General features: G+C 64.3%; 25 protein-coding genes and 1 pseudogene. 13 read left to right on the top strand and 13 right to left on the bottom strand.

What is annotated here, in order from left to right; translation table 11 throughout:
• Window positions 1–22 precede the first annotated feature (22 nt).
• A complete protein-coding gene (locus ACAD63_RS28950) occupies window positions 23–787 on the top strand; it encodes a fumarylacetoacetate hydrolase family protein (RefSeq protein WP_434034669.1) in 765 nt (254 codons plus the stop codon).
• Window positions 788–913: 126 nt separating this feature from the next.
• On the opposite strand, the pseudogene ACAD63_RS28945 reads toward ACAD63_RS28950, so the two are convergent.
• A pseudogene (locus ACAD63_RS28945) lies at window positions 914–1,075 on the bottom strand (DUF3562 domain-containing protein); the annotation flags it as partial.
• A gap of 506 nt (window positions 1,076–1,581) precedes the next feature.
• Between ACAD63_RS28945 and ACAD63_RS28940 the strand changes: the two are divergent.
• On the top strand, window positions 1,582–1,839 hold the full coding sequence (locus ACAD63_RS28940; RefSeq protein WP_133095173.1) for a hypothetical protein: 258 nt from the start codon (window positions 1,582–1,584) through the stop codon (window positions 1,837–1,839).
• Window positions 1,840–2,004: 165 nt separating this feature from the next.
• Complete coding sequence (locus ACAD63_RS28935; protein ID WP_133095172.1) at window positions 2,005–2,235, top strand: hypothetical protein; 231 nt, start codon at window positions 2,005–2,007, stop codon at window positions 2,233–2,235.
• Window positions 2,236–2,258: 23 nt separating this feature from the next.
• On the opposite strand, the gene ACAD63_RS28930 is transcribed toward ACAD63_RS28935, so the two are convergent.
• Together ACAD63_RS28930 and ACAD63_RS28925 are read right to left on the bottom strand one after the other, a co-directional pair.
• A complete protein-coding gene (locus tag ACAD63_RS28930) occupies window positions 2,259–3,797 on the bottom strand; it encodes a CHAD domain-containing protein (protein ID WP_434034154.1) in 1,539 nt (512 codons plus the stop codon).
• Between the two features lie 244 nt (window positions 3,798–4,041).
• Window positions 4,042–4,728 carry a GntR family transcriptional regulator gene (locus tag ACAD63_RS28925; protein WP_195431598.1) on the bottom strand — a complete coding sequence of 229 codons (687 nt, stop codon included), beginning with the start codon at window positions 4,726–4,728 and terminating at the stop codon, window positions 4,042–4,044.
• Between the two features lie 92 nt (window positions 4,729–4,820).
• Here ACAD63_RS28925 and ACAD63_RS28920 point away from each other — a divergent pair, with 92 nt between their 5' ends.
• Window positions 4,821–5,573 carry an SDR family NAD(P)-dependent oxidoreductase gene (locus tag ACAD63_RS28920; RefSeq protein WP_434034153.1) on the top strand — a complete coding sequence of 251 codons (753 nt, stop codon included), beginning with the start codon at window positions 4,821–4,823 and terminating at the stop codon, window positions 5,571–5,573.
• Between the two features lie 13 nt (window positions 5,574–5,586).
• The gene (locus ACAD63_RS28915; RefSeq protein ID WP_135703819.1) at window positions 5,587–6,780 is read left to right on the top strand and encodes an acyl-CoA dehydrogenase family protein; all 1,194 of its coding nucleotides are present in this window, start codon (window positions 5,587–5,589) and stop codon (window positions 6,778–6,780) included.
• A gap of 301 nt (window positions 6,781–7,081) precedes the next feature.
• Here the strand turns inward: ACAD63_RS28915 and ACAD63_RS28910 are convergent, their stop codons facing one another.
• Window positions 7,082–7,522: a GNAT family N-acetyltransferase gene (locus ACAD63_RS28910; protein ID WP_135703820.1), complete on the bottom strand. Its 441-nt coding sequence runs from the start codon at window positions 7,520–7,522 to the stop codon at window positions 7,082–7,084.
• Window positions 7,523–8,002: 480 nt separating this feature from the next.
• Between ACAD63_RS28910 and ACAD63_RS28905 the strand changes: the two genes are divergently transcribed.
• Window positions 8,003–9,289 (top strand): MFS transporter, encoded by a 1,287-nt coding sequence (locus ACAD63_RS28905; protein WP_135704028.1) that lies wholly within the window; start codon window positions 8,003–8,005, stop codon window positions 9,287–9,289.
• Window positions 9,290–9,320: 31 nt separating this feature from the next.
• Here ACAD63_RS28905 and ACAD63_RS28900 read toward each other — a convergent pair whose 3' ends face one another.
• From ACAD63_RS28900 to ACAD63_RS28880, 5 genes are all read right to left on the bottom strand, one after another.
• Window positions 9,321–10,703, bottom strand: coding sequence for a DUF1329 domain-containing protein (locus tag ACAD63_RS28900; RefSeq protein ID WP_434034668.1), 1,383 nt, complete (start codon window positions 10,701–10,703; stop codon window positions 9,321–9,323).
• 78 nt (window positions 10,704–10,781) lie between these two features.
• Window positions 10,782–11,765: an NADP-dependent oxidoreductase gene (locus ACAD63_RS28895; RefSeq protein ID WP_434034152.1), complete on the bottom strand. Its 984-nt coding sequence runs from the start codon at window positions 11,763–11,765 to the stop codon at window positions 10,782–10,784.
• Between the two features lie 15 nt (window positions 11,766–11,780).
• Window positions 11,781–12,659, bottom strand: coding sequence for an SDR family NAD(P)-dependent oxidoreductase (locus tag ACAD63_RS28890; RefSeq protein ID WP_135703822.1), 879 nt, complete (start codon window positions 12,657–12,659; stop codon window positions 11,781–11,783).
• The gene (locus tag ACAD63_RS28885) at window positions 12,656–13,315 is read right to left on the bottom strand and encodes a Dabb family protein (protein ID WP_434034151.1); all 660 of its coding nucleotides are present in this window, start codon (window positions 13,313–13,315) and stop codon (window positions 12,656–12,658) included. The genes ACAD63_RS28890 and ACAD63_RS28885 overlap by 4 nt, the downstream gene beginning before the upstream one ends.
• Window positions 13,305–13,649: a hypothetical protein gene (locus ACAD63_RS28880; RefSeq protein ID WP_133095387.1), complete on the bottom strand. Its 345-nt coding sequence runs from the start codon at window positions 13,647–13,649 to the stop codon at window positions 13,305–13,307. Before ACAD63_RS28880 ends, ACAD63_RS28885 begins: the two co-directional genes overlap by 11 nt.
• A 311-nt stretch (window positions 13,650–13,960) precedes the next feature.
• Between ACAD63_RS28880 and ACAD63_RS28875 the strand changes: the two genes are divergently transcribed.
• The 3 genes from ACAD63_RS28875 (at window position 13,961) to ACAD63_RS28865 (ending at window position 16,289) form a co-directional block, all read left to right on the top strand.
• Entirely contained in the window at window positions 13,961–14,923 is a 963-nt protein-coding gene (locus tag ACAD63_RS28875; RefSeq protein ID WP_135704030.1) for an AraC family transcriptional regulator, read from the top strand.
• A gap of 117 nt (window positions 14,924–15,040) precedes the next feature.
• Window positions 15,041–15,538: a hypothetical protein gene (locus tag ACAD63_RS28870; protein WP_133095163.1), complete on the top strand. Its 498-nt coding sequence runs from the start codon at window positions 15,041–15,043 to the stop codon at window positions 15,536–15,538.
• Between the two features lie 148 nt (window positions 15,539–15,686).
• On the top strand, window positions 15,687–16,289 hold the full coding sequence (locus ACAD63_RS28865; RefSeq protein WP_195431647.1) for an isochorismatase family cysteine hydrolase: 603 nt from the start codon (window positions 15,687–15,689) through the stop codon (window positions 16,287–16,289).
• On the opposite strand, the gene ACAD63_RS28860 is transcribed toward ACAD63_RS28865, so the two are convergent.
• From ACAD63_RS28860 to ACAD63_RS28850, 3 genes are all read right to left on the bottom strand, one after another.
• Window positions 16,286–16,663 carry a RidA family protein gene (locus ACAD63_RS28860; protein WP_195431601.1) on the bottom strand — a complete coding sequence of 126 codons (378 nt, stop codon included), beginning with the start codon at window positions 16,661–16,663 and terminating at the stop codon, window positions 16,286–16,288. The genes ACAD63_RS28865 and ACAD63_RS28860 overlap by 4 nt on opposite strands.
• Window positions 16,664–17,574: 911 nt before the next feature.
• Window positions 17,575–18,765: a M20 aminoacylase family protein gene (locus ACAD63_RS28855; RefSeq protein ID WP_434034150.1), complete on the bottom strand. Its 1,191-nt coding sequence runs from the start codon at window positions 18,763–18,765 to the stop codon at window positions 17,575–17,577.
• A gap of 2 nt (window positions 18,766–18,767) precedes the next feature.
• On the bottom strand, window positions 18,768–19,754 hold the full coding sequence (locus tag ACAD63_RS28850) for a Bug family tripartite tricarboxylate transporter substrate binding protein (protein ID WP_135703825.1): 987 nt from the start codon (window positions 19,752–19,754) through the stop codon (window positions 18,768–18,770).
• Between the two features lie 99 nt (window positions 19,755–19,853).
• Between ACAD63_RS28850 and ACAD63_RS28845 the strand changes: the two genes are divergently transcribed.
• The 3 genes from ACAD63_RS28845 to ACAD63_RS28835 all read left to right on the top strand — a co-directional run bounded on the left by ACAD63_RS28845 (window position 19,854) and on the right by ACAD63_RS28835 (window position 24,478).
• A complete protein-coding gene (locus tag ACAD63_RS28845; RefSeq protein ID WP_434034667.1) occupies window positions 19,854–20,780 on the top strand; it encodes a LysR substrate-binding domain-containing protein in 927 nt (308 codons plus the stop codon).
• Window positions 20,781–20,912: 132 nt separating this feature from the next.
• A complete protein-coding gene (locus ACAD63_RS28840; RefSeq protein WP_133095159.1) occupies window positions 20,913–21,563 on the top strand; it encodes a response regulator transcription factor in 651 nt (216 codons plus the stop codon).
• A complete protein-coding gene (locus tag ACAD63_RS28835; protein ID WP_434034149.1) occupies window positions 21,563–24,478 on the top strand; it encodes an ATP-binding protein in 2,916 nt (971 codons plus the stop codon). The genes ACAD63_RS28840 and ACAD63_RS28835 overlap by 1 nt, the downstream gene beginning before the upstream one ends.
• A 20-nt stretch (window positions 24,479–24,498) precedes the next feature.
• On the opposite strand, the gene ACAD63_RS28830 is transcribed toward ACAD63_RS28835, so the two are convergent.
• Window positions 24,499–24,966 (bottom strand): hypothetical protein, encoded by a 468-nt coding sequence (locus ACAD63_RS28830; protein WP_434034148.1) that lies wholly within the window; start codon window positions 24,964–24,966, stop codon window positions 24,499–24,501.
• 246 nt (window positions 24,967–25,212) lie between these two features.
• Between ACAD63_RS28830 and ACAD63_RS28825 the strand changes: the two genes are divergently transcribed.
• Window positions 25,213–25,542 carry a hypothetical protein gene (locus ACAD63_RS28825; RefSeq protein WP_135703828.1) on the top strand — a complete coding sequence of 110 codons (330 nt, stop codon included), beginning with the start codon at window positions 25,213–25,215 and terminating at the stop codon, window positions 25,540–25,542.
• Window positions 25,543–25,567: the final 25 nt, after the last annotated feature.

Here is a 25,567-nt window from a genome sequence, read left to right as displayed (position 1 = left end):
TCTCAATGAGACCCTAAAAGGCATGAATTCATCCAACATTGACCGGGTTGCGCAGGCGCTGCTCTCCGCGCGACGCGAGGGCCGTTGCGCCGACGCGGAGCTTATCGCCACCGCGCTTGAAAATGCGGACCAGGCCTATGCCGTTCAGGCGATCGTGGCGCGAACGCTGGCCTGGGAAGACGCCGGCACCGCGTACTGGAAATCCGGAGGCGCCTCGCGTGACGCCACGCTGACGCATGCGCGGCTCCCGCCAGCCGGCGTCTGGGCCAGTCCCGCGCAGTCCGGCGACTGGCCATTCACATGGCGCGGCATCGAGGCCGAAATCGCGCTGCGGCTCGGGGCCAGTGTCGACGCGGCGCAAGCTGCCGGTCTTGACTACGCCGGCGCGGCGGCGCTGGTTGACGCAATGGCGGTGTCCATCGAGGTGGTCGATTCGCGCTGGCAGCAAGGCCTCGCGGCGCCGGCCCTGCTGAAGCTTGCCGACTTGCAGTCCCATGGCGCACTCGTGCTCGGGGAGTGGCAAGCCTATGCAGACCGGGACTGGGCAACGCAGCGTTGCCGGGTAAACATCGGCGCCGAAGCGATCGAGCGCCGCGGCACCCATTCAATGGGCGATCCGGCTTACGGACTGCTGGCGTGGCTGCGCCATGTCACGCGAGAGGGGCGGCGCGTGGAGGCTGGTACGGTTGTCACCACCGGCACGTGGGTCGGCATCCTTCCGGCGTCCGAGGGCGACCTCGTGACCGCCGAGTTCGAGGGCATCGGATACGCTTCGGTCCGACTCTGAAGAGGACTGGCTGTGGAATGCGCCTCCGGGCGGCAACAGACTGCCTGGCGGCCTCTGCGTGCGGGCAGGCTCTCGCTCGGGCGAGCCTTGGCTCTCCCGCTCGGAATCTGCCTGACGAAGCAAAGCAACTGCGCGCTTTGCCGCAAATAGCGACAGGTAGATATGAACTCGCGCATCCGCCCTGAGTTCCAGCAGTGCCGCGAGGTAGCACTTCTTCACAACTTCAACAGGGAAGCCCGTCTTGAGTGAAATGCTCGCGACAACCTGATCGTCGTCCTCTGCCCTCATAGTGCCCCCTCAGCCTCGTGACACTTGCTCACGCGGCTAGCGCTTGACCCGGCCCGTGTGGGCGTCCGCCTGGCGGAGCGCCTCGTGACTCTACCCGGTCGTTGCAGTGCAGCACCGTTCCAACAACAGTGAGCGGGCGGCCCGAGGCCGATGACACCCTTCTGGCAAGGCAGCATCGGGGACCCGACTTGCCTGGACGAAATATTAGGTTCGGCCAGAACAACTGTCTACCTGACATTCGTCCCTGGGCCAGGCAACTTGCGCGAACAGCTGTACGAGCACGAGCCGCGCCGCACCTTACTTCTTCGGGAGTGGCTCCCGCCAGGCCACAATATGCTAACGTTAAACCATACGATAGCCGCAGGGGGCAACGGGCAGCGACCGCTCTGGTCGCGCATGCCTGTTCGGGCGGCTCCCCCAGGTTATCGATCCGTTCAAGGAATCAATGCTGAGCCGGAGTCCGCCCCGCGTGCTGGCGGACTCTATTTGCGCCAGCAGGACAAGTCATGATGGAAAGCCACAGGCGCGCTGGCTACTATGAGTTCAAGGCTTATACCCAGCCACTAAGCAACGGCAAGCACCAGGGATTCGTGCTTGTCCGTCAACACACGATGGTGGGAATGCAGCAGTCAGTCTTTCGTGCGGGACGGCCGTCGATGGCGGAAGCGGATGCCTTTGCCCTGGCCGAAGCCCGCGTGGACGATCTTATCGTCCTGATCGGCAGTGGCCGGCTGCCAAAAGCAACGCTGGTTCCACCTGGCTGACGAACGCAGCCATCGAGCGCTTCGCGGTGCAATGCACAAATTGCGCAAGGAGCCAGTGCAACGAGGTACACGCCCGGCACAAATTCTTGCCTGATGCGACGTTCCCGGATGAATGTGAATAGAGCTGTCGTAAGCCAGGACAAATGACAGGGAGCCGTGAAGCCTATGTCCAAGACCATCAAGAAGCGGTATCTGAAAGCGCTCAACCGGCGCCTGAAAAAGGAGTCGGCAGGCAGGTTCGACACGGTTTTCGTCTTTTATCCACTGGGCGCGAAGCCCAAGAAGGCCACGGGCGTCACGGCCAGTGGTCCTGCCGATCCGCAGGTCCTGGCCGTCATGGACGCAGTCCAGGCCCGTGTGTTCGCCAAGTTTGAGAGTTCGGAAAAACTCGCGTAGGCGGAATGCCGGCCGTGAAACCGTCAATGTCGTCCGACTGGTCGGCCTGTGCTCCGGAAGCGCTTCCACAGCTTTCGCTGATTGTCCCGATCGTCGGCCACGCGTGCCGCCAGGAAACCGCGCGCGTAGCTCGCGCCGGCGGAGGCCTTGCGATGGTGCTGCTGCAGATGGCCTAACAGGCCATCTGCCACCGCCATATCGTTGCCCCATCCCAGGTCATCCTGCAGCTTCGCCAGCACGCGCCGATACGGATTCAGGCGCTTTTGCCTGAAGAGGTCGGCGAAGAATTCGGCAGCGTAGCGCAGCTTCTTTGCCGCGATCCTCGCGCGGTGGCGGCGATGGGCATCGAGCTTGTGAAGGCCTCGACCCCGGCGCACGAGCTTGCGATGACGCTTGCGCAGGACGCGATCGGCGAGCACGGCAGCCGGCCTGCCAAGCTGTTTGCGTGTGTCGTCGGACGCATCGCGCCATGGGGTCGCCGTGATCCAGTGATCGAGCGCAAGGGCGACCCGTGCGTAGCGCGGCGACTGTACCGCGGCTGTCGCCTTGGCATGGCGGGCCTTCGCGATCTCGGCCGCCGCCGCTTTGGTTTCCGCCATCTGCTCGCGCTTGTCCTTGCCTGCGTCAACCTGCGGCAGCGTCGAATGCGCCAGCACATACCAATCCCGGGATTCACCGAGTTCGTCGGCAATCCACTTCACTTCATCGGCGAGCGCTGCCGGCAGCGTGATCACATCGTCGAACATGTCGAGCGCGGAACGGAAGCGGCGCAGTCCCACCCGCATCTGATGCACGCCTTCGGGTGAATGTCCCGTGGCTACCAGCGGGGCATTGGCATGTACCTGGTCCAGGCAGCTCTGCAGTATCTTGCAGATGGCCTCCTCTACCGTGTCATTCCTTTTCAGTGCGATCGGCCGTGCCTTGACCGCCGAGCGGTCGCCAGATACCAGCAAGTCGTAGCCGCGGTCGCTCTTGCTCTGCATGCTCAGGCTCATCGGTAGCTTGTCGATGAGTCGCAGCCCGAGTTCGCTAAGGCGCCGGGGCTCGCCCTGCTTGAGTTCCAGTTCAAGCTCGGAGAAGGTGCGGGCCTGCGCCGCCGCTGTGATTTTCCCGCTGTCCAGCGCGAGTTCTATCTCCTCGCCGCTTTCCAGCTTCAGCGTCCACAACTTCCGTGTGACCGTGCTTCGGAAAATCGGAACCAGCTGATCCGGCAGCGATCCGTTCTTTAAGAGATGAGAGAGTGCTGAAGACTTCGGCACTGCAGCCCGCAAGGCCTTGAGATCGGGCTTCGTCTCTTTCAGCGCGGACTCGTACTCTTCGCGCTCGAAGAATCCGCCGCGCCGCTCGCCGGACGACTTGAGGGTCTGCGTGATCTGGTCGCCATTGCGGCGGACACGCAGATCGGCTCCGTTTCGCCGCAGGAGGAAGTCCGGAGTGTCGAAGTATTCGCTCTCCAGAGCCTGTTCCTGTTGCGAATCCGGTTCCACATCCAGGAGCGCAGGTAATTCGCGCATGGCAGCGCCCTGATTTGCCGCCAGTTCGAATTTCAGTTCCTTCTCCATGGTATTGCTCCTTGTACAGGACGCTTCCATTACTGAGTGGGCGGCCGTCCGGGTCCTGCATCGGATTGCCCGATCTGCGCGTTCTTGTCCGCGAAATGCCGGTTCCCTTGGCCTCATGGCCGTACTGTGATCAGTTGGTCGGCGCAAAAATCGTGCCGTCAGGCGGCACGCGGCGCTTCGCAGCGAACCAGGACGAACTACGGCAAGTAAGCGGGAATCCGGCGGGCGATTGGCGGATGCCCGGCTACGCGGAAAGTTCAGCCAGTATCGCCTGCCGCACGTTCCTGACATGCGCCACCCCGGTGGCTTCGGCCTCGTCCGGCTCGCCTGCCAGCACGGCCGTCGCGATGCGCCGGTAGTCCGCCAGCCGCATCTGCTGGAGCGACGCGAGCCGATGCTGGGCGTGGACGATCGGCATCTGGATGGTGGGAAACAGGCGAATCAGCTCGCGGTTGCCGCCCATTTCCAGCAGCGTCCGGTAGAACTGCCGCCTCGCGCCCGCAAATGCCGCGGTAGCGTGCGCTTTTTCCGCGGCAGCCAACTGCTGAACCGTGGCGCGCAGAGCCTGGGCATGGTTGCGATCGGTGCAACCGCGGGTTGCCGCGCGTGCCAGCAGTCCCATCATGCGCTCCGCCACGTCGAGAACATCCAGGGTGTCCTGCATGGTCAGCCGCCGGATGACCGCGCCGCGATGGCGGGGCAATTCGACGATGCCCTCGGCGGCAAGCCGCTGCAAGGCTTCCCGCACGGAATTGCGGCCAACGCCGAATTGCGTCACCAGATCGGTTTCGACCAGCCGTTGGCCGGGCACGAAGCTGCCGAGCTCCAGCCCGCCAATGATCCCGAAAAAGACGGTGGCGGAGGCGCTCCGGTCAGGCTCGCCGGTGTCGGCAGGCGGGGAAGAAGGAGGGAAAGATGTCGCAGGCGTCACGCGGGCATTCTAACAGCAAGCTGTCGGACGTTGACATGGGATGAAATCATCCTACAATCTGATCCTCATATCCAACGGATCGGGAGACAACCGTGCAGGACACATTGCTGGATCTTCGGGGCAAGCGCGCGCTGGTGACAGGCGCGTCGGGCGGATTGGGCGCGCATTGTGCGCAGGTCCTGGCATCGCGCGGTGCCGAGGTGGTGCTTGCCGCGCGCCGTACTGACGCGCTGAAAGCCGTCGCGGAAAAGATCGGAACGGATGCGCGCCTGCAGTGCGTGGCGCTCGACGTCACCGACGGCGCTTCGCGCGCGGCACTCGTGCGCGATATCGAGCCCGTTGACATCCTGATCAACAATGCCGGCCTGGTGCGCGAGGGCGCGGCGCTCGGGCACGCCGAGGACGATTGGGATGTGGTGATGGACACCAATCTCAAGGGGATGTTCTTTCTCGCGCAGGCGCTGGTCCCCGGCATGCGCGAACGCGGCGGTGGCAGCATCGTCAATATCGCCTCGATCCTGGGGCTGCGACAGGCGGGCGGCGTAGTGTCCTATGCTGTCTCCAAGGCCGGCGTGGTGCAGCTCACCAAGGCGCTTGCGCTGGAATGGGCGCGCTACGGCATCCGCGTGAATGCCCTGGCCCCCGGCTATATCGACACCGACATCAACCGGGACTTCTGGCAGACCGATGCCGGCAAGGCGCTGATCCTGCGCATCCCGCAGCGCCGGCTCGGGCAACAGGAGGACCTCGACGGGCCGTTGCTGCTGCTGGCCTCGGATGCGTCCCGGTACATGACGGGCACCGTGATCGCCGTCGACGGCGGCCATCTGGTCAATACGCTGTAAGGAGACCGACATCTTGCTCACCGACTATCCCACCGAAAGAAGCCGCAGCATCGGCGAGCGCGTCGAGCGCTTTGTCCGCGACGTGGTCGTGCCCTACGAGCGTGACCCGCGTTGTGAATCCCATGGCCCATCGCCGGAACTGGTTGCCGAACTGCGTGACAAGGCGCGCGCCGCCGGCGTCATGACGCCGCATATCCTCCCCGACGGCTCGCACCTGAGCCAGCGGGAGACCGCCGCGGTGCTCATGCGCTCGGGCTTGTCGCCGCTCGGGCCGGTTGCCGTCAATACGATGGCGCCCGACGAAGGCAACATGTTCTTGCTGGGAAAGGTGGCCACCCCGGCGCAGCAGCAACGATTCCTGGCGCCGCTGGTCAGCGGCGAGGCGCGTTCCGCGTTCTTCATGACCGAGCCCGCGGAGGACGGCGGCGCCGGTTCGGACCCGTCGATGCTGCAGACCACGGCGGTGAGGGATGGCGACGAATGGGTGATTCGCGGCCGCAAGAAATTCATCACCGGTGCCGAAGGCGCAGCCGTGGGCATCGTGATGGCGCGTACGGGAGATGGCGAGCGTGCGCAGGCCACGATGTTCCTGGTCGATCTGCCACACCCGGCCATCCGCATCGAGCGCCTGATCGACACCATCGATAGTTCCATGCCCGGCGGACATGCGCTGGTCGTGATCGATGACCTGCGCGTGCCGCACAGCCAGGTGCTGGGCCAGGCGAACGAGGGCTTCCGCTATGCGCAGGTTCGCCTGTCGCCGGCGCGGCTTTCGCATTGCATGCGCTGGTTCGGCGGCGCCGCGCGGGCGGACGAGATCGCACGCGCGTACGCGACCACACGCAAGGCTTTCGGCAAGCTGCTGATCGACCATGAAGGCGTCGGCTTCATGCTGGCCGATAACCTGATCGACCTTCAGCAGGCCGCCCTGATGATCGACTGGTGCGCGGGCGTGCTCGACGGCGGTTCGTCGGGGACCGCGGAAAGCTCGATGGCCAAGGTGGCCGTCTCGGAAGCGCTGTTCCGTGTGGCGGACCGTTGCGTGCAGATCCTGGGGGGGATGGGCGTGTCACGCGACACTATCGTCGAGCAGATCTTCCGCGAAGTACGAGGGTTCCGGATCTACGACGGCCCGACCGAAGTCCACAAATGGTCGCTGGCCAGGAAGATCAAACGCGAAACCCTGGGTGCGTCGCAAGCTGGCTGACCGGCTACGCCGGCGGCGCGCGATGCGGTAGTCGTCGACCCAGGCAATCGACGCCCTGGTAGCGCGATATCCCGTAGCGCGCCGGCCGAGCCGAAAAAATCCTTCAATGAGGTGCCATCACCTTTTTCCCGCAGTGGGATGCTGCGAAAGAGATCGAGAAATGTGCCATTCGTTTGGCCGACGCAGCAACCTGAGGCGGCCAGGCGGGGAGTGTCGCCGATTATGTTCGCCGGCCTGTCGCGAACCGCGACACTGGAAATCCGGAACAGGGCCGGGACAATTGATCTGCCTGCGCGAAAGTCTATTTCAATTCGCATTGCATGCAGACTCCCGCTGGCATCCCCGGCGACGTCAGGGTATGCGAATTCCGTACACTGACGGGCAGGGAGGTCGTAGCGACGAGGGAAAAGCCGTAACGAGAAAAGAAGCCGGGGCACTTTGCGGTAGCAAGGACTGCGCGTTCGCAGCCCTCTGCACGTGCCCGCACCAGAACGGCAGACACCAGGTGCTTGGCAATACCGCGATCCCTATATCCGGGCAGTACCGCAACTGAACAGACGACTATGACTTTCGCGTGCCGCTCCGCTCCGGCGCAGGCGACAATGCGCCCGTCCATTAACGCAATGTGGAACATATCCGGAGACCACGATGCGTTCTGCGTCAATCCACATTTGTCTAGCACCGTGGTAATTCCAGGCAGGTCCGCAGTGGTGGCGGATCGGATCTGTAAGGCTCTAATCATTGCTGCACCAGCGCCCGTCGAAGCGTTTTCTTCGTAATGCGCTTACTTAATAGACATCGGTTCCACAATACCGTCGCGTAGCTGTTTTGCCTACGTGTCCGAAATTCGCCAACAAGAAAGCGAGGGTAATTCCCTAAAAGGGATACATTTAAGGCGATTTGTTCGCCTCTCGAAGCCTTGTTGGCAAGCCCGTGGCACCTCCGACTTTGGAGTCGAAATAAGCACACCATCGGCCGTGGTGTGCGGAAGGCCGCGCTCGGTGGCGATTAGGTCGCGCAGCGTCGGGCGTTCGGGCCTGGCTAGCGCACTATCCTTGCAAGGACGACGCCACCCCAGATCCGGGAGCTATTGGCCGGGAGCTGTTGTCCACGCTGATGGCGAGGACCCGGCCGACGCCGGACTGAAGATGTGGCTTTGCGGGCAGTTCTCGCCGGCAATCCGGCAAGGATCGAATTTCCAGTCTTTCGCTGCGCTCCGATGATGCCGGCCGCTTCCGATCACGATGGCCCCGAGGACAATAGCCGGACCCTGCTGTACTTCGGCTGGCTGACGTTGATTGTCCATCTGGCAACGCCGGCCGGCTACCTGATTGATATCCAGGCGTCGTACCTGCTCAAGAATGAGTTGCACGCGACGGCGACGGAGATCTCGACATTCCGGCTGGTTACCGGAATCCCCGTGTACATCGCATTTGCCTTTGGCCTCGCGCGCGATCACTGGAATCCGCTGGGTTTGCGCGACCGTGGCTTCTTCCTGATTTTCGCTCCCATCACCGCGGCGGCATTCGTCTGGATGGCGTTTGCGGGCATCTCATACACTGGACTGCTCGTCGGGATGCTGCTGGCAATGCTGTCGTCCCGGTTTACCGCCGCCGCCTACCAGGGGTTGATCGCGCTGGTGGGCCAGGAAAAGCTCATGTCCGGGCGCCTGAGTGCGCTGTCGAACGTGGTCAGCTCCGTTCCCGTCGTGGCGGGTGCGTTCGCTTCCGGGTACGTGTCCGATCATCTTGCGCCGCAAGAGGCCTTCTTGCTGGTGGCGATGGTCACTTTGCTGATTGCGGTGTTCGGGCTCTGGAATCCCGCCACCGTCTTCGGTAATACGTACGACAAGCCGCAAGCCAGGCGCGCGGATTTCGTCGGGAATGTCAGGCGGCTGGTGAAGCATAAGGCCGTCTATCCGGCGCTGCTTATCTGCTTTCTGTGGAACTTCGCGCCAGGGGCGGCCACACCGCTGCAGTTCTACCTGGCCAATGAACTGCATGCATCGGATTCCGTCTACTCGTACTACAACGGGATCTTCGCTGCCGCGTTTATCCCGACATTCCTGCTGTATGGCGTGCTATGCAAGAAGGTATCGCTGAACAAGCTGCTGTGGTGGGGGACGATCGTCGCGGTGCCGCAGATGATTCCGTTGGCATTTATTCGGTCAGCCGATCTCGCGCTGGTATTGGCGGCACCAATAGGGCTGATGGGCGGGCTAGCCACGGCGGCATACTTCGATCTTGCGATGCGGTCGTGTCCACCGGGCCTGCAAGGGACCCTGATGATGCTGGTCGATGGTGTTCTCGCGCTCTCGGCGCGCGCCGGCGACCTGTTGGGCTCATGGATCTATAACACCGGCGCAGCGCACGGCTTTACGTGGTGCGTGATCGCAACTACGGTCGTGTACGCACTGATCCTCCCCTTGATCCCGCTGGCGCCGAAGGCATTGATCGCTACCCGGGACGGCGAAGCCAATCCGGAGGCTGCGGCCGACGCCAATGGCTAGCCGCAACCGGCAGGGCTTTCTGACCGGGGCGTCAGTGTCCCGCCCCCCGGATCGAATCCGGGGAAAAATACGCTTCGCCAAACTGCGGGCTGCTGTTCAGGCGTACCGGCTTCCCTTCATTGGTCAGCCGATCCGCCAGATAGGAGCCGGCCGTAAGGTCATGGTAGAACGCCACCGCCGGGTAGTAGCGCCGCGCATCGTAGGCGTAAAGCGACGATTGCATATTGGTTCGCCACAGCTGGCCGCGGGCATCGTAGTTGTCGGCAAGCACTGCCATCCAGGTGTCTTCATCCAGGTACAGCACACGCTTTGCATACTGATGCCGGAAGCCTGGCTTCAGTCTGGCTTCGAGCACCCAGGCACGGTGCAGTTCGTAGCGGACCAGTTCCGGGGTCGCATGGTTGGGGCCCAGCAGTTCGGCGTACCTGACGCCAGGATCGACCAGCTTGTAGTTGTGGTACGGAATATAGATTTCCCGCTTGCCGATAATCTTCCACTCATAGCGCTCGCCGGAGCCGTTGAACAGGCGATCGTCGTCCACCGTACGGAAGCCGCCCGGCCCCAGCGGCTGGTCAAAGCCGAACTCGGGTGCCTGCCGCACCCGGCGCGTGCCGGGATTGTATTGCCAGGTCCTGGCCGTATCCGAGCCTTCGCGATCCCAGAAGTTGTGGGAGACGATGATATTGCCGCGCTCGCGCAAAGGCAGTTCGGTTTCCACGCGGGCGAAGGTCCGGTTGATCAGCGGCGAGCCTTTTTCAAACGCGGCGCCGTTGACGGGTGACCAGATGTCATATTTCCACTTGCCCCATGCGATCTTGCCGTCGCGATACACCACTGCCTGGTCGTAGACGGCTGATTCTTCGGCAATGGCGGAAGAGAAGCGGAGATTCCACATCAGCTCCAGCCCGCTCTTGGGCACAGGAAACGGCGCGGTGGGCGGATAGTCCTTGAGGCCGTTCGCGTCCGTCGTCAGCTGCGTCCTGGCGGCGTGGTGCTGGATCGCCTTGTAGACGGCATCGCCATAGCGGAAGTCACGATGGCTGGGGTAGATCGCCATCCTGAATGTCGTCGGGTACAGCCTGAACATGGCGAGCTGCCCGTCGCTCAGGTGAGCACGGTATTGCTCCACGTTCTGGGCCGTGATCACCGCCAGCGGTTGTTCCGACGCGTAGGGGTCAGGGTAGGTGTCGCCTGGCCGGAAAGTCAGGCCCGCGGGCGCGGCCTGCCATTTTCCGCTCCACGCGGGGATGCTGCCGTCCTTGTTGGCGGACCGTTCGGCACCCATCGGCGTGAGCGGGCCGTCCAGGCGCCTGACTTCGTCGGGCGTCATCGCGGCAAGGGAAGGTGCGTTCAACTGTGAGGCCGCTAGCACCGCACCGGCTATCGTGCACAGCACTAAGGTCTTGCTTTTCATTATCTCTCCTCCGATTTCAATGGCGTGATGGTCGTGCGCCGGCATCGGGCTGACGGGCTGGCGCGGGACGGCCTGCGATCAGGCATTGCTCAGCTCGGCGATACGCAGCACCAGCTTGCCTGGCGCCTTGCCCGACTGGACCAGGTCGAGTGCGCGTCCCGCCTGTCCCAGCGGCAGGCATGCGATGCGAGGCGGCCGCAAGCGCTCGCTTGAGATCAGCGACGCGATCTCGCGCAGCCGCGCGCCGCTTGGCATCTTGCTGTAGGCCACTGCGGTACGCATGCCGCGCCGAGCGGCGTCGGCCGGATCCGGGCCGTTGTCGCCATTGACCAGTGTCAGGATGGCGACAAGGATGCCGCCGGGCCTGAGCAAGTCCATGCCGTTCGGCAGGGTGCCGCAGCCAACGGTGTCCAGAACCAGGTCGACACCAGCGGGCGCCCATGCCTGCATGGCGGCAGCGATGTCGCCGCGATAGTCGATCGCCAGGTCGCAGCCGAGCGCTCTCAGTTCGTCGCGGCGAGCCGCACTGCAGGTGGCAGCGGCAGTGGCACCGGCTGCGGTTGCCAGTTGCACAGCAAACGTGCCGACCGCACCGGCACCGCCATGCACCAGCACCGTCTGGCCTGGCTTGAGTCCGCCTTCGTCGAAGAGTCCCGTCCAGGCCGCCAGCGCCGGTGTCGGGACGGCGGCTGCTTCGGCAAATCCCAGGTTGTCGGGGATCGGGACCACGCAATCCCGAGAGACCGAAACGTACTCTGCATAGGAGCCCCATTTGCCTGCGCCAACCTCCGTTTGCGCGAACACGCGCTGGCCCGGGACGAAATCCTTGACGCCTGTTCCCACGGCCGCCACGACGCCGCTGGCATCGAAGCCGAGCACGAACGGGAAGCGGTATGGCATGAAGTGGCTCAGATAGCCTTCACGGCATTTCCAGTCGGCTGGATTCACGCCGGCGCAAGCGACGCGGATCAGGATTTCGCCGGCAGCGGGTTCCGGCCTCGGGACGTCTGCAAACCTGAGTACGTCGGGTCCGCCGGTACGGTCAATGACGACAGCGCGCATGCTTTTCTCCATCGCTTATCTTGCGGACAGGTCTTCGTGGTTCAAACCAGGGTGTGCCCACGGCGGGATCACGGGCGGTGGCAGCGTGCCCTGGCCATCAAGCGTGCGAACGTTCAACCCGTGCGCCAGGGGAAAGTGCAGGCTATGGGCGATGTGGCCGGTGCGCAGGCGGGCTGGAACGCTGCAGAGTGCAAGCGCTGTTTCCGCCAGGTACTCCACCGGTTCGGTTGGATAGCCGTCCGGGATATAGCGCGCGCTGCCAGGCGTGCGGATCGCCGTGCTTGGGGCTACGGCGTTGACGGCGATATTCTCGCCCTCCAGTTCCGCGGCAAGGCCCTCGGTGAACCGGTTGATGGCGGCCTTGACCGCGGCGTACACCGTTACGCCGCCGGCGCGGTCAAAGTCTGAATACGGGTGTGAGGGCGACAGGGCGGTGACCGAGCCGAGGTTGATGATCCACCCCGCGCCGCGCGTGCGCATCAGCGGGATCGCTGCACGGCTGAGCATGAAGGGAATGCGCAGGTAGTGCTCAACCGTCTTGTCGAATACTTCCAGCGGCATAGCTTCGACGCGGCTGTATTCCGCCATGCCAGCATTGTTGACCAGGATATCGAGGCCGCCCGCCGCGCTTGCTGCTCGTGCCACGAGGTTGTCGCGCTGCTCGGGGTCCTCCAGGTCTGCCGCCAGTGCCATGGCACGGCCCCCTTGCTGCCTGATCCGGCCAACTGTCTCGGCCAGCGTATCGGTTTCGTCCTCTGACTGGCCTGCGCGGCGGGCCGTGGCAACTACCAGCGCGCCCTCGGCCGCGAAGCGCTGCGCGATGGCGCGGCCGATGCCGCGGCTGGCGCCGGTCACCAGCGCAATCTTTCCTGTCAGTTTCCCGTGTCCGGTCATGGCGCGTATTCCTCTGTGCGGTTGTGGTTGGCAATCAGGCTGGTTTCGATTGGGCAGAAGGCATGGGAGATCGCCTGGACTGTCCATTCGGGAAACTCGGGGTCGAACCACCGGTCGACGCGGCCCCAATGGAAGGGGTGCATCAGGTATTCGCCCCGGAGGTCCTCTGCGCTGGCGAACTCCTGCTGCCAGACGTGGGTCCATGTGCCGGGCGACAGGACGCGGGCAAGCCGCCAGTTGAGGATGCCGGGCATGTACCCAGGCATGCGCAGCAGGTCCTGCTCAAGGCCGCGGACCTGCCAGTCAGGTGCTTCGGGCCTGACCCGGAACATCAGCGTGCGCCAGATCCCCTGGCGCAACAGGGGCGCCCGCAGTCCGTCCGAGATCGGGCTGTAGGCCACGCGATCCACCTCTGCCAGGCCGTCCAGCGCGGCAGCCAGGCCGGGGTCGTGGCCGGGCGGGCAGGACGCCACCGGGTCGAACTGCAGGTCGAGCGTGTAGTCGCCAGCGCCCCAGCTTCCCGCCAGGTTCCGGCCAATCGCAACCTGGCGCAGGCCTGGCAGGGTTTCGATCCTGGCAAGCAGTGCCTGCTCCTGTGTATTCGCCCCGGTGCAGATGCCGGGGTGAATTCTTATCTGCGCTGTCTCATGCCGCATCGCATGGCTCCTTGCGCTGGGGCAGGCCACATGCCGCATCGGCCATCACATGGCGGCGGCGGGTATCGCACAGCGTGCTGACTGTTGACCAGAAGGCGAGGGCCGGAGCGTCGATGCTGGCGCGCATGGCGTAATAGGCTGGCGCATCAGCCACTTGCCACAGCAGCCACAACGTATTGGGTGCATCTTCCAGCGCCACCGGTGGCGAAACCCAGCGCTGCAGCAGCGCCAGGCCCCTGGCGGCGCTGCCAGGCAGGTACTGGCTCTCCAGCAGGCTCAGCACAGTGGCCAGGTGCCGGGGCGCGAGCACGATTTCATCGAGTATGTGGATCATGGTTGTGTCTCGCGCGGCGCAGGCAGGGTGCAGCGAGGCTGCGATGTCGGCGCCGCAGACTTGCAGGCGGAATGCGCGGTCATGGGTTTCCCGTGGGTTGTCCCGTATGGGCATGGCGTTCATGGCGTGGCAACCTCCATGGCCCATGGCCGTGCGCAACCTGTCGCGCGGGTGGAAGTGCCGGGATGATTATGGAAGGCCCCGCCGCACGGGATCCCTACCCGGACGATCAACAACCGCTACCGAAGCAATCAGGACAAGCAACCATGAATGCCTACATACCGGGGAATCCCGTACCTGTTCCGGATGGCATGGTGCTGCGCTTGCTGGACGAGTTGAAGCGGCAGGGCGTCGAGGTGCCGCCTGCCGCCGGCGCATCGGCGCATGCGCCGCCCGCGCAGTTCACCGCGCTCTATCGCGCCGCGATCGAGCAGCTGGAAGCCCTGGTCGCCAAAGGCAACGGCCACCCTCCGATGCGCAAGCAGGAAGTGGACTTGCTGTGCCGTTGCGTGTTGAGCAGCCAGACGCTAAGGGAAGCGATCCGCTGCGCGGCCGACTTCTGCGTGATGCTGTACCCGCGCGCCGGTTCGCTCAGCCTCGGGCAAAGCGCGGGCCAGGCGGTGTTCCGCATGGATTCACTGCGGCGCGCAGAAAGCTCTGCGGCTTGCCTGGTGGACCTGACCGGGCTCTTCTTCTACATGCTCCTGTTCGGCTGGCTGATCGGCCAGCCGATACGTCCGACCCACGTTTACCTGGCGCATCCCCGGCGTGAGGACGCCATGCCGTTCCTTGGCCTGTTCCATGCCGCTGTGACCTCAGGCGCCCAGACCTACGGATTCGAGTTCGATGAAGCCTTGCTCGACCGGCCGGTCGTGCGCCAGGCAGCGGAGCTCGATGCCTTCCTGGAAGACTTTCCTTACCGGCTGATCGGTGCGCCGGTCGAGGTCGTATCACTGAGCCAGCAGGTGCGTGGCATCCTGCATGCAGCGCTGGTACATGGCGCGCGACTGCCCACGCTCGCTGAACTTGCCGTGCGCTTCGATGTGAGCGAACCGACGCTGCGCCGCCGCCTCGCAGCCGACGGCAGCAGTTACCGGATACTGCGCGAGCACAACCTGCAGGAGTACGCCGAACAATGCCTGTGCACGACCAACTGGCCGATCGGCAGGATTGCGGAGCAGCTTGGCTTTGCCAGCGAGGAGGCGTTTCGCCGGGCGTTTCAGCGCTGGACCGGGCATGCGCCGACGTGGTTCAGGCGCGAGGGGAGAAGGTGAGGCGCTGGGGGGACAGCGCTCCGGGAGGCGCCGCAAAAAGCCGGCCCCGGTGCCCGAGGCCTCAGAACATGGCCCCCGAGGCATAGAATGTTGGTTTTGCGATCAGTACAAGAGAATATGCACCGCACCGACGAATCACTTTCGGAGCAAGAACCGGCAGCCATCCACGAACCCCGACTGTGGCGAGACAAGGGCTGGACTGCCCGAGTGATCAAGAACGAGGATGGCGACGGCTGGGCCGTCGAAATGATCCGGGATGGCAGCGCAGAGCCGGCGCTTGTCGGTCCCTGGACCATGGGGCGCAACAAGGTCGATCCGAAGCCGCTCGATGCCACGGCTCACCAGACGCTGGTCAAGACCGCCGCCGAAGTCATTCGGCGGCATGAGCAGCAACTGCACGCCCAACTCAACAAGCAGACCAGCTTCGAGACCGAATCCGGAACCGTGACCGTCAAGCTCGTTGTTACGCCGGATGAGTTCGAGCCTTTCGGCACGCTTACGGCAGTGGATCCCTTCGGGGACGTGATCGCGACCGTCAAGGTGCCGCCAGATTTTCGCCTGACGCGGGATAGCGCCGCCCGCTGGGCGGCTGATGGCTTTTGCAAGATCCGCTGACGTCGCACGCGATAGAGACAAGGGCACCCGAGCCCAGAGCGCCCAGCCGATTGTTCGTGGTAGAGTCGATCATCATTCTTTGTCGCATAGCCCTATGTCGCCACCCGTTGAACGTGGGTCCGTCGATCCAGCATACCGCCAACAGGGCATGGAAAGCCCGGGGGATGCGCAAAGTCTGACCGTGCAGGTTCCGGCAATTGTTCCGGCGCAAACCGCTTTAGTGGTCATGCATTATCAGACCGACATACTGGAGTTATTTCCATCGGTTGCGCCCACTTTGCTCTCCAATACCCGCAAGCTGTGCGATGCTGCGCGAGCCAAGGGCATCAGTGTCTATTTCGCCAAGATCCACTTTCGCCCAGGCTATCCGGAAGTCAGTCCGTTGAACAGGAACGGGCAGGGCATCAAGCAACTCGGCCTTTTCGTCGACGACAAGATCTCGCCGGAGCTTGGGCAGCAGGCCACTGAACCGCTCATCATCGCGCATCGCGCCAGCGTGTTCTTTGGTACCGACCTGCAGGTGCGGCTGTCCGCGCAGGGTATCGATACCCTGGTCATGGTGGGCATTGCGTCGACCGGCGTGGTGCTGTCGTCGGTTGCGTACGCGAGCGATGCGGACTTCCGTTTATTTGCGGTCAAGGATTGCTGCTACGACCCGGATCAGGTCGTGCACGATCATCTCTTTTCAACGGCGTTCGATTCGCGCACAACGGTGCTGTCGCTCGCCGATGCCTTGCAGTTGCTTGCCTAAGGCTTATAAGCAACGGCCTCGATTTCCACTTTGGTGCCTGCCATATTCTTCCCCTGCAACGTCGACCGTGATGGCTTGTTTGCGCGGAAGAACTCTTCGTAAATGCGATTGAATGCATCGAAGTCGCCTGCGTCTTCAAGCCAGACTGTTGTCTTCACGACGTCCTCGAGGGTACAACCCGCGAGAGCGAGTACATTGGCGACGTTCTTCAGCGTCTGGCGTGTGTGAGCTTCTATCCCGCCAATGACGATGCTGCCGTCTTCATTCCTGGCTACCTGACCGGACACAAAGACAAAGTCGCCAGCCTTCACCGCCATGGAGCGTGGCAAGGTTCGTGTACCCGGATTGCTCTCTGCAAACTGCTCGATCGTCATTTGGGTCACCTCCCGGATTCCACTGTCCCGTCCTTGCTCCATCATGCGCGCGTTTTCGGGGCGAATACGCCACGGCCTCACTTTCCCGGCTCGCTCCCCTGGTTTCCCGTCATGCAGGAATAGAACGCGGCCCGCACAACGGACAGAGGCGCGGCCCCGAGAAGCGCGTCGGCCTCTGCCTGGCAGTCGCGCGGGGGGCCGGCGGGCATGCCAAGCCGCTCGCCCGCGGCCGTCTTGCCGGGCTGCCTGCCGTCGTTCGCGGCGCAGGCGCCCAGCAGGACCAGGGCGGCGAGTACTTGCACGGATCTGAGGCGCATATTGCAAGGCGCTCCATGGCAGGTCTGGGCATAGCCCGGCGCAAGCGGGGCTTCCGGTAGGCACTATACGCCGCCAACCAGCGATGTGACGCCCGCGCGGGCCGAAGCGAACGACTATGGTACGCGCCGATCAAGGCCTGATGGTCAGGGCCCGCAGCGGCATCCAGCAGAGGACTCCCCTTGCACATGGCATGAACTGCAAAGCAGTCGGCGGACCAGGCAAAGCGTGCCAGCCTCCGGTGGCCTACCTTGATTATGAGTTCGCGACGTCAACCCGAACGAAAATCGACATCAGGGACGCGCTGCAGGCATGGAATAAAGATGCGGCGCCTTGCTGATGATTACAGATCAATAGAAGAGGCTCCTTAACATGCACTACCATCCGGCTTTAGATCCCGTGGCGCTTGTCGCTTGCCTTGCCGGATTGGCCTTGGTTGGATGGGCGCTTGCCGTTTTCGTGCTGTGAGACATCAGTTCAAAAATACCAAAACGTCTCCCCGCGTCGTCCACTGACGAGAACGGCGCATGCTCCAATTCTGAATGACCCTTCTTACGTGATGGCATCGCCGCAACGCGATCTCTTCCGCGCAGGCCTCAGACCAGGAACGTCTCCGCCAGCCGGCACCAGAACGCTGCTCCCAAGGCCAGGTTCCTGTCATTGAAGTCGTAGCGGGGGTTATGCAAGCCACGCGCACCGTCCGACGGGCCGTTGCCGATACGGACGAGGGCGCCCGGGCATTCCTGCAGCATGTACGCGAAGTCTTCGCTGCCCATCATCCTGGGATAGTCGCGGTCTACGTCCTCATGGCCAACAAGCTCCGTGGCAACGTCGGCCGCCAGGGCCACCGCGTCGGCGGCGTTGTCGACGACCGGGTAGCCCTCCACATAGCGGATTTCCGCTTTCGCGCCGTACGATTCGGCGGTCATGTGGACCAGCGTTGTGATGCGGTCCTTCAGTAGTGCGCGCACTTCCGGACTGAACGAGCGCACGCTGATGCCGATTTCGGCATCGGCCGGAATGACGTTCAGTGCGTCCCCAGACCGTAGCCGGCCAACAGTGAGCACTGCCGACTCGTTGGGGGGGACGTTGCGCGAGACCACGGTCTGCAGCGCCATCACGATGGCAGCCGCTGCCACAAGCGGGTCAACCGCCAGGTGAGGGCGCGCGGCGTGGCCGCCCAGGCCCACGACCTTGATAAACACCCGGTCGCCCGCGGCGAGAAACGGTCCCGGACGCATCAGGAACCGGCCCTGGGGGGCACCGGGATGGTTGTGCATGGCAAATACCATGTCGCAAGGAAAGCGCTCGAACAGGCCGTCCGCCACCATGGACTTGGCGCCGCTGTCGAACCCGCGCTCCTCCGCTGGCTGAAAAACCAGGTTCAGCGTGCCGGAGAAGTTGCGCGTGGCAGCGAGGTGCTTTGCCGCGCCAAGGAGCATGGCAGTATGGCCGTCGTGCCCGCAGGCATGCATGAGGCCGGGCCGGCTGCTGGCGTATGGAAGCCCGGTCTCTTCCTGGATGGGCAGGGCATCCATGTCGGCGCGCAGGCCAAGCCGCTTGTCCCCCTTTCCTACGCGCAGCTGGCCGACCAGCCCCGTCTTTCCGATGCCGCGGGTCACCTGGTAGCCCCATTCCTGCAACTTGCCGGCAACCAGATCCGCGGTGTCGTGCTCCTCGAAAGCCAGTTCCGGGTGCCGGTGGATATGCTGCCGCAGGGCAGCAAGTTCGTCGTGTAGCGGGAGCAGGTCGGGAAGCGCTGTACCAGCCTTGGAATCGATGGTCATCGTCAGTCCAGGGTAATGCGATTGTCTTTGGCGATGCGCTGGTAGAACCTGATACGCTGCTCCGTTTCCCTGGTATAGGCCTCTGGCGTAATGTCTTCCGGCACGATCATGCCCTTCGCGACCCAGGTCGAGCGGGTCGCAGGTTCCGCGAGAATCTTGCGTACCGCCAGATAGAGTTGCTGCACGATCGCATGCGGTGTCCCGGCCGGGGCGGCAAGGCCGTTCCATGAAGTCTCATTCAGGTCAGGCAGCTTGAGTTCGGCAAAGGTCGGCACATCCGGCAGTTGCGGCACGCGCGCGGGTGCGGCTACCGCCAGCGCACGCAGCTTGCCCTGGAGGATGTGGTCCAGGTTGGAGGACAGGTTATTCCAGGTCAGGTGCACCTGTCCGCCCAGCAGGTCGGTCAGCGCCGCCCCGGCACCCCGATAGGGAACATGCGTCATCGGGATACCCGCCTGATTCTTGAGAAGTTCCATGCTGACGTGTGACACCGAACCCGTTCCGGCACTTGCATAATTCAGGGCGGTCGGATGGGCGCGCGCATACTTGACCAGCTCGGCGAAGTTGCGAACCGGCAGCGATGCATTGCACAGCAGCACGTTTGACAGCCGGCTGATGAGCGTGATATTCGAGAAGCCCTTCACCGCGTCATAGGGCAGCTTGGGGTTCATCGCGGGATTCACGACATGCGTGCTCTGCGAGGTGACAATGAGGGTGTAGCCGTCGGGCTGTGCTTTCGATACGTATGTGGAGCCGATAGCGCCCCCGGCGCCGGGCCGGTTGTCGACCACCACGGGCTGGCCAAGCGCCTTGCCCAACCTCTCGGCGATCAGGCGGCCGGACACGTCAACCGAGCCGCCCGGGGGAAACGGCACCACCAGCGAGATTGGACGGGCAGGATACTTGTCAGCGGCGAAGGCGGGCAGCTCCAGGCCGCTCAGGCTGCTGAGGGCGGCTGCTTTGAGAAAGGTGCGACGATTGATGGTCATTGCCGGCGTGCGAGTTAGAGTATGTCCCAAGGTTAAGCAGACGCAGACCCGCAGGCAAACGACAAAACCATTGATCACGATAACAAAATGTAATTGAGCATGAAGATTCGCTCTCCTTCACTGGTGGAACTGCACGCCTTCCTGGCGGTTTGTCGGCTGCGCAGCTTCCGCCTGGCGGCCGAGGAACTCTGCGTCACCCAGGCTGCTGTCAGCCGGGCGGTGCAACGCCTCGAGCAGCACCTGGGCGATTGCCTGTTGTTCGAACGGTCCTCGCAAGGCGTGGCACTGACCGAGCAAGGCCGCCAGTTGCGCAAGTTGACGGAGCGCCATGTGCTGGCACTGGAGGCGGCCGCGAACCGGCTGCAGGGGCCGCGCGCCGACGGGAAACTACGGCTGAGTGTGATTCCTACGCTTGGTACCCAATGGCTGCTTCCACGCCTCGCGCGCTTCAGGACGACGCATCCTGAAGTGGACGTCGAGATGCGGCAGTTTCGCCATGACGAGGACTTCAGCCGCGACGACGTAGACATCTGGATCGAGGTGAAGCGACCCAAGCGACGTTGGCCGGCCAGGATGCAGGTGCAATACCTGCTCGGCCGCGAGCTCGTTCCCGCCTGCGCGCCATCGCTGCTGCCGCGCCTGAAACGCCCCGGCGACTTGCTCAAAGAGGTGCTGCTGCACCATACGAACTTCCCGGAGAACTGGGCGCTCTGGGCCAAGGCGGCCGGACTCAGGGCCGCGCCGAAGCTGGGCCCTGGCTATGACCTGAGCATCAACCTGATCTTCGCGGCCAAGGCCGGACTGGGTATCGCGCTGACGCAATCCTGCCTGATCGAGCGCGAACTGGCAGCCGGTGAACTGGTGGAACCTTTTGACATGCCGGTAGACACCGGGCGCGGCTATTTCATCTGCGTGGACGCACAGCGGCCGCGCAGCGCGGCACAGAACGCATTTCTGGACTGGATCCTGGCCGAGGCGCATCGCATCGAGCCGGCTGACGCCGTCGTACCGGGGCAGCGGCGCTGACGCCGCGGCGCCTTCGTTGGTTGTTTGCCCCGTGCGGGCCGTGGGACGATCAGCCAAGCAACTGTCCCGATCTGCAAAACGGACGTGAGGGCCGGTTGGTACAATCGCGAGCCCTATGCAGCCCGGTCTCGCATGCCACCACGTACCCTCTCCGCCGTGATCGCGGACGATCACCCGGTGATTCAACTCGCCGTCAAGACCACCCTGAGCGAGATCCCGAATGTCCACGTATCCGCAATGTGTTCTTCCGGACGGGAGCTTTTCGCTGCGCTGGAGGCGCACCGGCCGGATCTCATTGTTACGGATTTCACAATGGGACATTCCGAAGAGAGCGATGACGGCCTTCGCCTGCTCCAGCGACTCAGGCAGGCCAGCCCCTGTACGCCGATCGTCGTCTTCACGATGCTGACCAACGGCGGCCTGCTCACGCGTATCCAGGAGACAGGTATCGCCGGCATCGTGGGGAAGAACGAGGATCCACGCATCCTGCGGCAGATCTGCATGGATGCGGTCTCCGGTCAGGGCCTGCGCCTGTCGCCGGGAGTATCGGCCAGGATGTCGAGCGCCGGCGCGCTGGCCGGCGCAAGCGCGAGCGCGCTGTCTCCGAAAGAGATCGAAGTCGTGCGGATGTTCGCCGCGGGCAGCACCGTCACCGAAATCGCCGGATACCTGCGCCGCACGCTGGCAACCGTGGCGACACAGAAGCGCTCGGCCATGCGCAAGCTGAACATCACCAGCAACGCGGATCTTGTCGCGTACGCGCGCGACAACGGCCTGACCTGATGGCGGGCACGTTCGAGCCGTCGCCCGACCTGCGCACCGTTGAACGGAACCTGAAGCGGGAACGCCGGGTTTTCTCGATGGTGATTGCGTTGCTGGGGCTGGTCGCCGTCGCGATCGCCGCCACGGGCGCGTGGGTCCGGCTCAATGGCTCGCTGCGCGCCCAGGAGCAGGTGGCCCGCCTGTATGAGCAGGGTGTCGTCGATGCCGTCCTCGAACGCCGGAGCACCCTGGCCGCCAGCAACCTGCTCCTGGAGTTGCGTGCCAATGGCACGCTTCCGCTCTCACCGGACCGTAGGGGCGGCCTCTGCACGCAGGTGTTTCCGTCCGCGCCCGCCGACGACGTTCTGCACCAGAGTTGCGACCAGTCGGTCCGCACGCTGATTGCCGCCAGCCAGCGGCCGTCGATCGAAATGATCTCGATCGCCAGCGGTGCGACGTATCGCTATGAATCGCCCGATGCGTCGGGATCGGGGGCGCGGCCGCTGCCGCCGCCAATGCCGCCGACGCTCATCACCAGCATGATCCTGGAGCGCTTCCGGAGTCGCGATATCGACGTCCTGCAGGCCGCGAGGGAGAAACGCGTCGAATGGCTCGGCGTCCCGGGCAGCGCCGCAGGCGCCGGTCCGGAGATGGTTGGCGCATCGCTGGTGGCAAAGGGCGACACGCTCTACGCGGTGGTGCTGACGCGCATCCCGCTATACGATCTGCTGCGGCCTGCCGGGCCAAATCTGTCGATCCCCGAACCGATCGTGTTCGACAGGCTCGGCACGCCGCTGCTCGCGGCCGGCGCACGGTCCAACGCGCAACGCCTGGATGCCAGGCTGGAAGCGCGGCAGGACGGGATGTTCCATTGGGTCCCGGACTATGGCTGGGCACTGCGCCGCCCGCCACTCGTGGCGGATTTCGGGCACCTGATTTTCGCGCTGCCGATCGGCCATCAGGGGCGGGCGATGATGGAGGACCTGGTTGTCATCGGCGCCATCACCGCGGTGCTGCTTGCTTTGCTGTTCGCGATGTACCGCTACTGGAACTATCGCTTCCTGACCGGCACCTATGCGGAAGCGGCGCGTGCGCAGCGGCTGCTGCACGAAGCCCGGCTCGCGACCGAAGCGGCCGCCAGGGCCCGGGTGGCGTTCTTCGCGTCGATGAGCCACGAGATACGCACGCCGCTTGCCTCGCTGCTGGGGAACATGGAGCTCGTGGCGATGGGGCCGCTGGATCCGGAGCAGCGGAGGAGGGTGGATGCGATGCAGGTGTCGGCCGGAGGGCTGCTGCAGATCGTCGATGAAGTGCTCGACTTCTCCAGGATCGATGTGGGCGCATTGCGCATCGAGGTGCAGCCCGTATCCGTCACGGAGCTGCTCGGCCGCATCGCGATCGCCCATGCGCCGCTTGCCGCGCAGCGCAGCCTGAGCTTCCACGCGGTGTACGGCAGCAATATTCCCTCGCAGCTCGAGCTTGATCCGGCGCGCCTGACCCAGATCGTCAACAACCTGCTTGGCAATGCGTTCAAGTTCACGCCGGCGGGCAAGATCGTGCTGCGCGCGCGATGGCTGGAAGGGAACCTGGAGATCGTCATTGCCGATACCGGCATCGGCATACCGGATGCGTACCGGGACCGGCTCTTCCAGCCGTTCTCGCAGGTCGCCGACAAGCGGATCGCCCAGGCGGGTGGCACCGGCCTTGGCCTGTCGATCTGCATGCGGCTGGTGGAACGGATGGGCGGCAGCATCATGCTGGACAGCACCCTGGACGTGGGAACGCGCGTCACGGTTCGTCTGCCGCTGGGCGTTTCCGACGCGCCGCCGCCGGTGCGCCCGCGCTTGCCGCGGAACCGGACGGTGGTGCTGTCCCGCGATCCCGAGTGCATCGAGGGAGTGCTGAACCATTTCGACTGGGGCGCGTGCCCGCCTTCGGCGCGCTCAGACCTGGACGAGCCCGTGGATGGGGACGGCCATGACTGCCTGCTGGTGACCGAGGCATTTGATCCTGCGCGCGTCCTGGCCTGGTGGCCAAAGCCGGCCTCGGTGGTCTGGCTGAAGCAGCTGGGGCCGCTGGTCGCGACTATCCGGCCGGATGGCGGTCGCGAGGTTTCCAGCTACAGCCTTGCCGGCATCCATGCGGCAGCGCTGGCGGTCATCACCGGGGCACAGCCGCCAAAGCGGAGCGAGGCAGGCCCTGCCGGGCGGCCCGCATCGCCGCTTGCGGGCCATGCCGTGCTGATCGCGGAAGACAACTTGCTGAACCGGAACCTGCTGCGCGACCAGCTGCGGGCGCTGGGCGCGGGCGTCATCGTCGCGGGCAATGGCAGCGAGGCCATGGCGGCGCTGGCGGAGCAGCGCGTGAACGCGGTGCTGACCGATATCGACATGCCCGTCATGAACGGCTTCGACCTGCTCCGGGAAATGAGGCACGCCGGCATCGACATCCCCGTCTATGCCGTGAGCGCCAGCGCGCGGCCCGAGGACGTCGCCGAGGGACGGGCGAGGGGATTCACGGGCTATCTGACCAAGCCGGTATCTCTCGCCGAACTGGCGTCGGTACTAGCACGCAGCGACGATGGCATGGGCCATGAGGATGAGCAGTCAGTCGCATCGTGCGGTGACGATGATCTCCCCGAACTGCCGCGGATCCCTGCCGCGTATGCCGAAGCCTTCCTTGCCCAGGCCGGGGCGGATCTCGATGAATACGACGCGATCCGGTCCGGACGGGACGTGACCTGGCTGGCGCGGTTGCTGCACCGCATCGCGGGCAGCCTCGCGGTCGTCGGGCCGTCGGAACTGGCCGAGCTGTGCGAAGACCTGCGCGAGTACGCCGCGGATGCGGATGGCTGGGACGACGAGATCGAAACGCAGTCAGCGTATATCGCGCGGAGTCTCAGGCAGTTGTGCGGGCGCCTGTCCGTGGCCTCTTGACGCCCTGCCGCCGCGAAACGCTATAGCACAGCGCAGGCTTCCGCGGTGGCGACGACGGTCAGGCTCGCTCGCGCGTCATTGCCCAGCAACACGCACAGGTAGCCGCCCGTCATGTCTTCGGGGCGGGGGTCTTCGTGCCATAGCGGCGGCGGCGGCACCATGGCGGCGTGTTCCCCGCCGACGCTTGCATCGCTCCAGGTGATCGGGATTGGCCCCTCGGGCCTGGTGCCGAGGAAGCAGTATGCCGGAGTGGATTGCGATTGCCGCAACGCGCTCCCGGTTTCGCAATTGCCCGCGCGCACCGCCAGCACGTCGTGATCGGTGCGATTGACAGCGACGATCTTCGTCCATGGCCACGGTTCCTGGAATGGGCTGATGAATTCGGCGGTCGGGATTGCACACCCGGACAGGGCGCTTGCGGCGGCAACGGCAGCCAGGCTCGCGGGGATCGGAAAAACAACATTCATAGGGTTCTGCAGGCCGGGCAAGTCTGGACTACACCCGAGCGATATACGACGGCGGACAGGTTAGGCCGCTCACGCCGTCAGGGCTATCAATGGAATTCGAAAAGCGCCGCCGTACCGGGAGCGGATCGGTGCCGCGTTCCCGCACTTTCTAAGTTCTTTGATAGCCGCGACTGACGCATTGCCATAACGTGTGCGCTCCATCGGGATGTGGCGGCAGTGCCAACGCACGTCGACGACATCCGAATCCATTCGAAGGAACCTGCAGACATGACAAACAACCATCGCTCGGCCGTCCGGGCCCTTGGCGCTGCGCTGCTGATCGCGGGCGCTGGCCAGGCTTATGCGCAGCACTCACGGGGACTGGAATCGCAAACGACGCGAGATCAGCCGGATGCGTGCGCCGGAGCCGGACTTGCCGCGAAGCCCGCCGGCTGCCGCGCTGCCAGCGATACTGCCAACAGTAAATACAACCTTCTGTACGTCGAGGGTGCGGCAGCGGACGAACGCGAGGACAAGGCAGTATCCCGCCGGTCCGCAGGACGCGCGCGCGCGGACGCCTACCGGGGCGGCTCGCGCAGCGACCCCACCGGCTCCTGACCGGACAGTGCATTGTGTAACCGAG

The sequence above is a fragment of the Cupriavidus sp. a3 genome (assembly GCF_051015765.1).
Classification (GTDB): domain Bacteria; phylum Pseudomonadota; class Gammaproteobacteria; order Burkholderiales; family Burkholderiaceae; genus Cupriavidus; species Cupriavidus oxalaticus_A.
The sequence above is the reverse complement of the archived record's forward strand: the minus strand, read 5'-3'. Positions and strand labels throughout refer to the sequence as shown.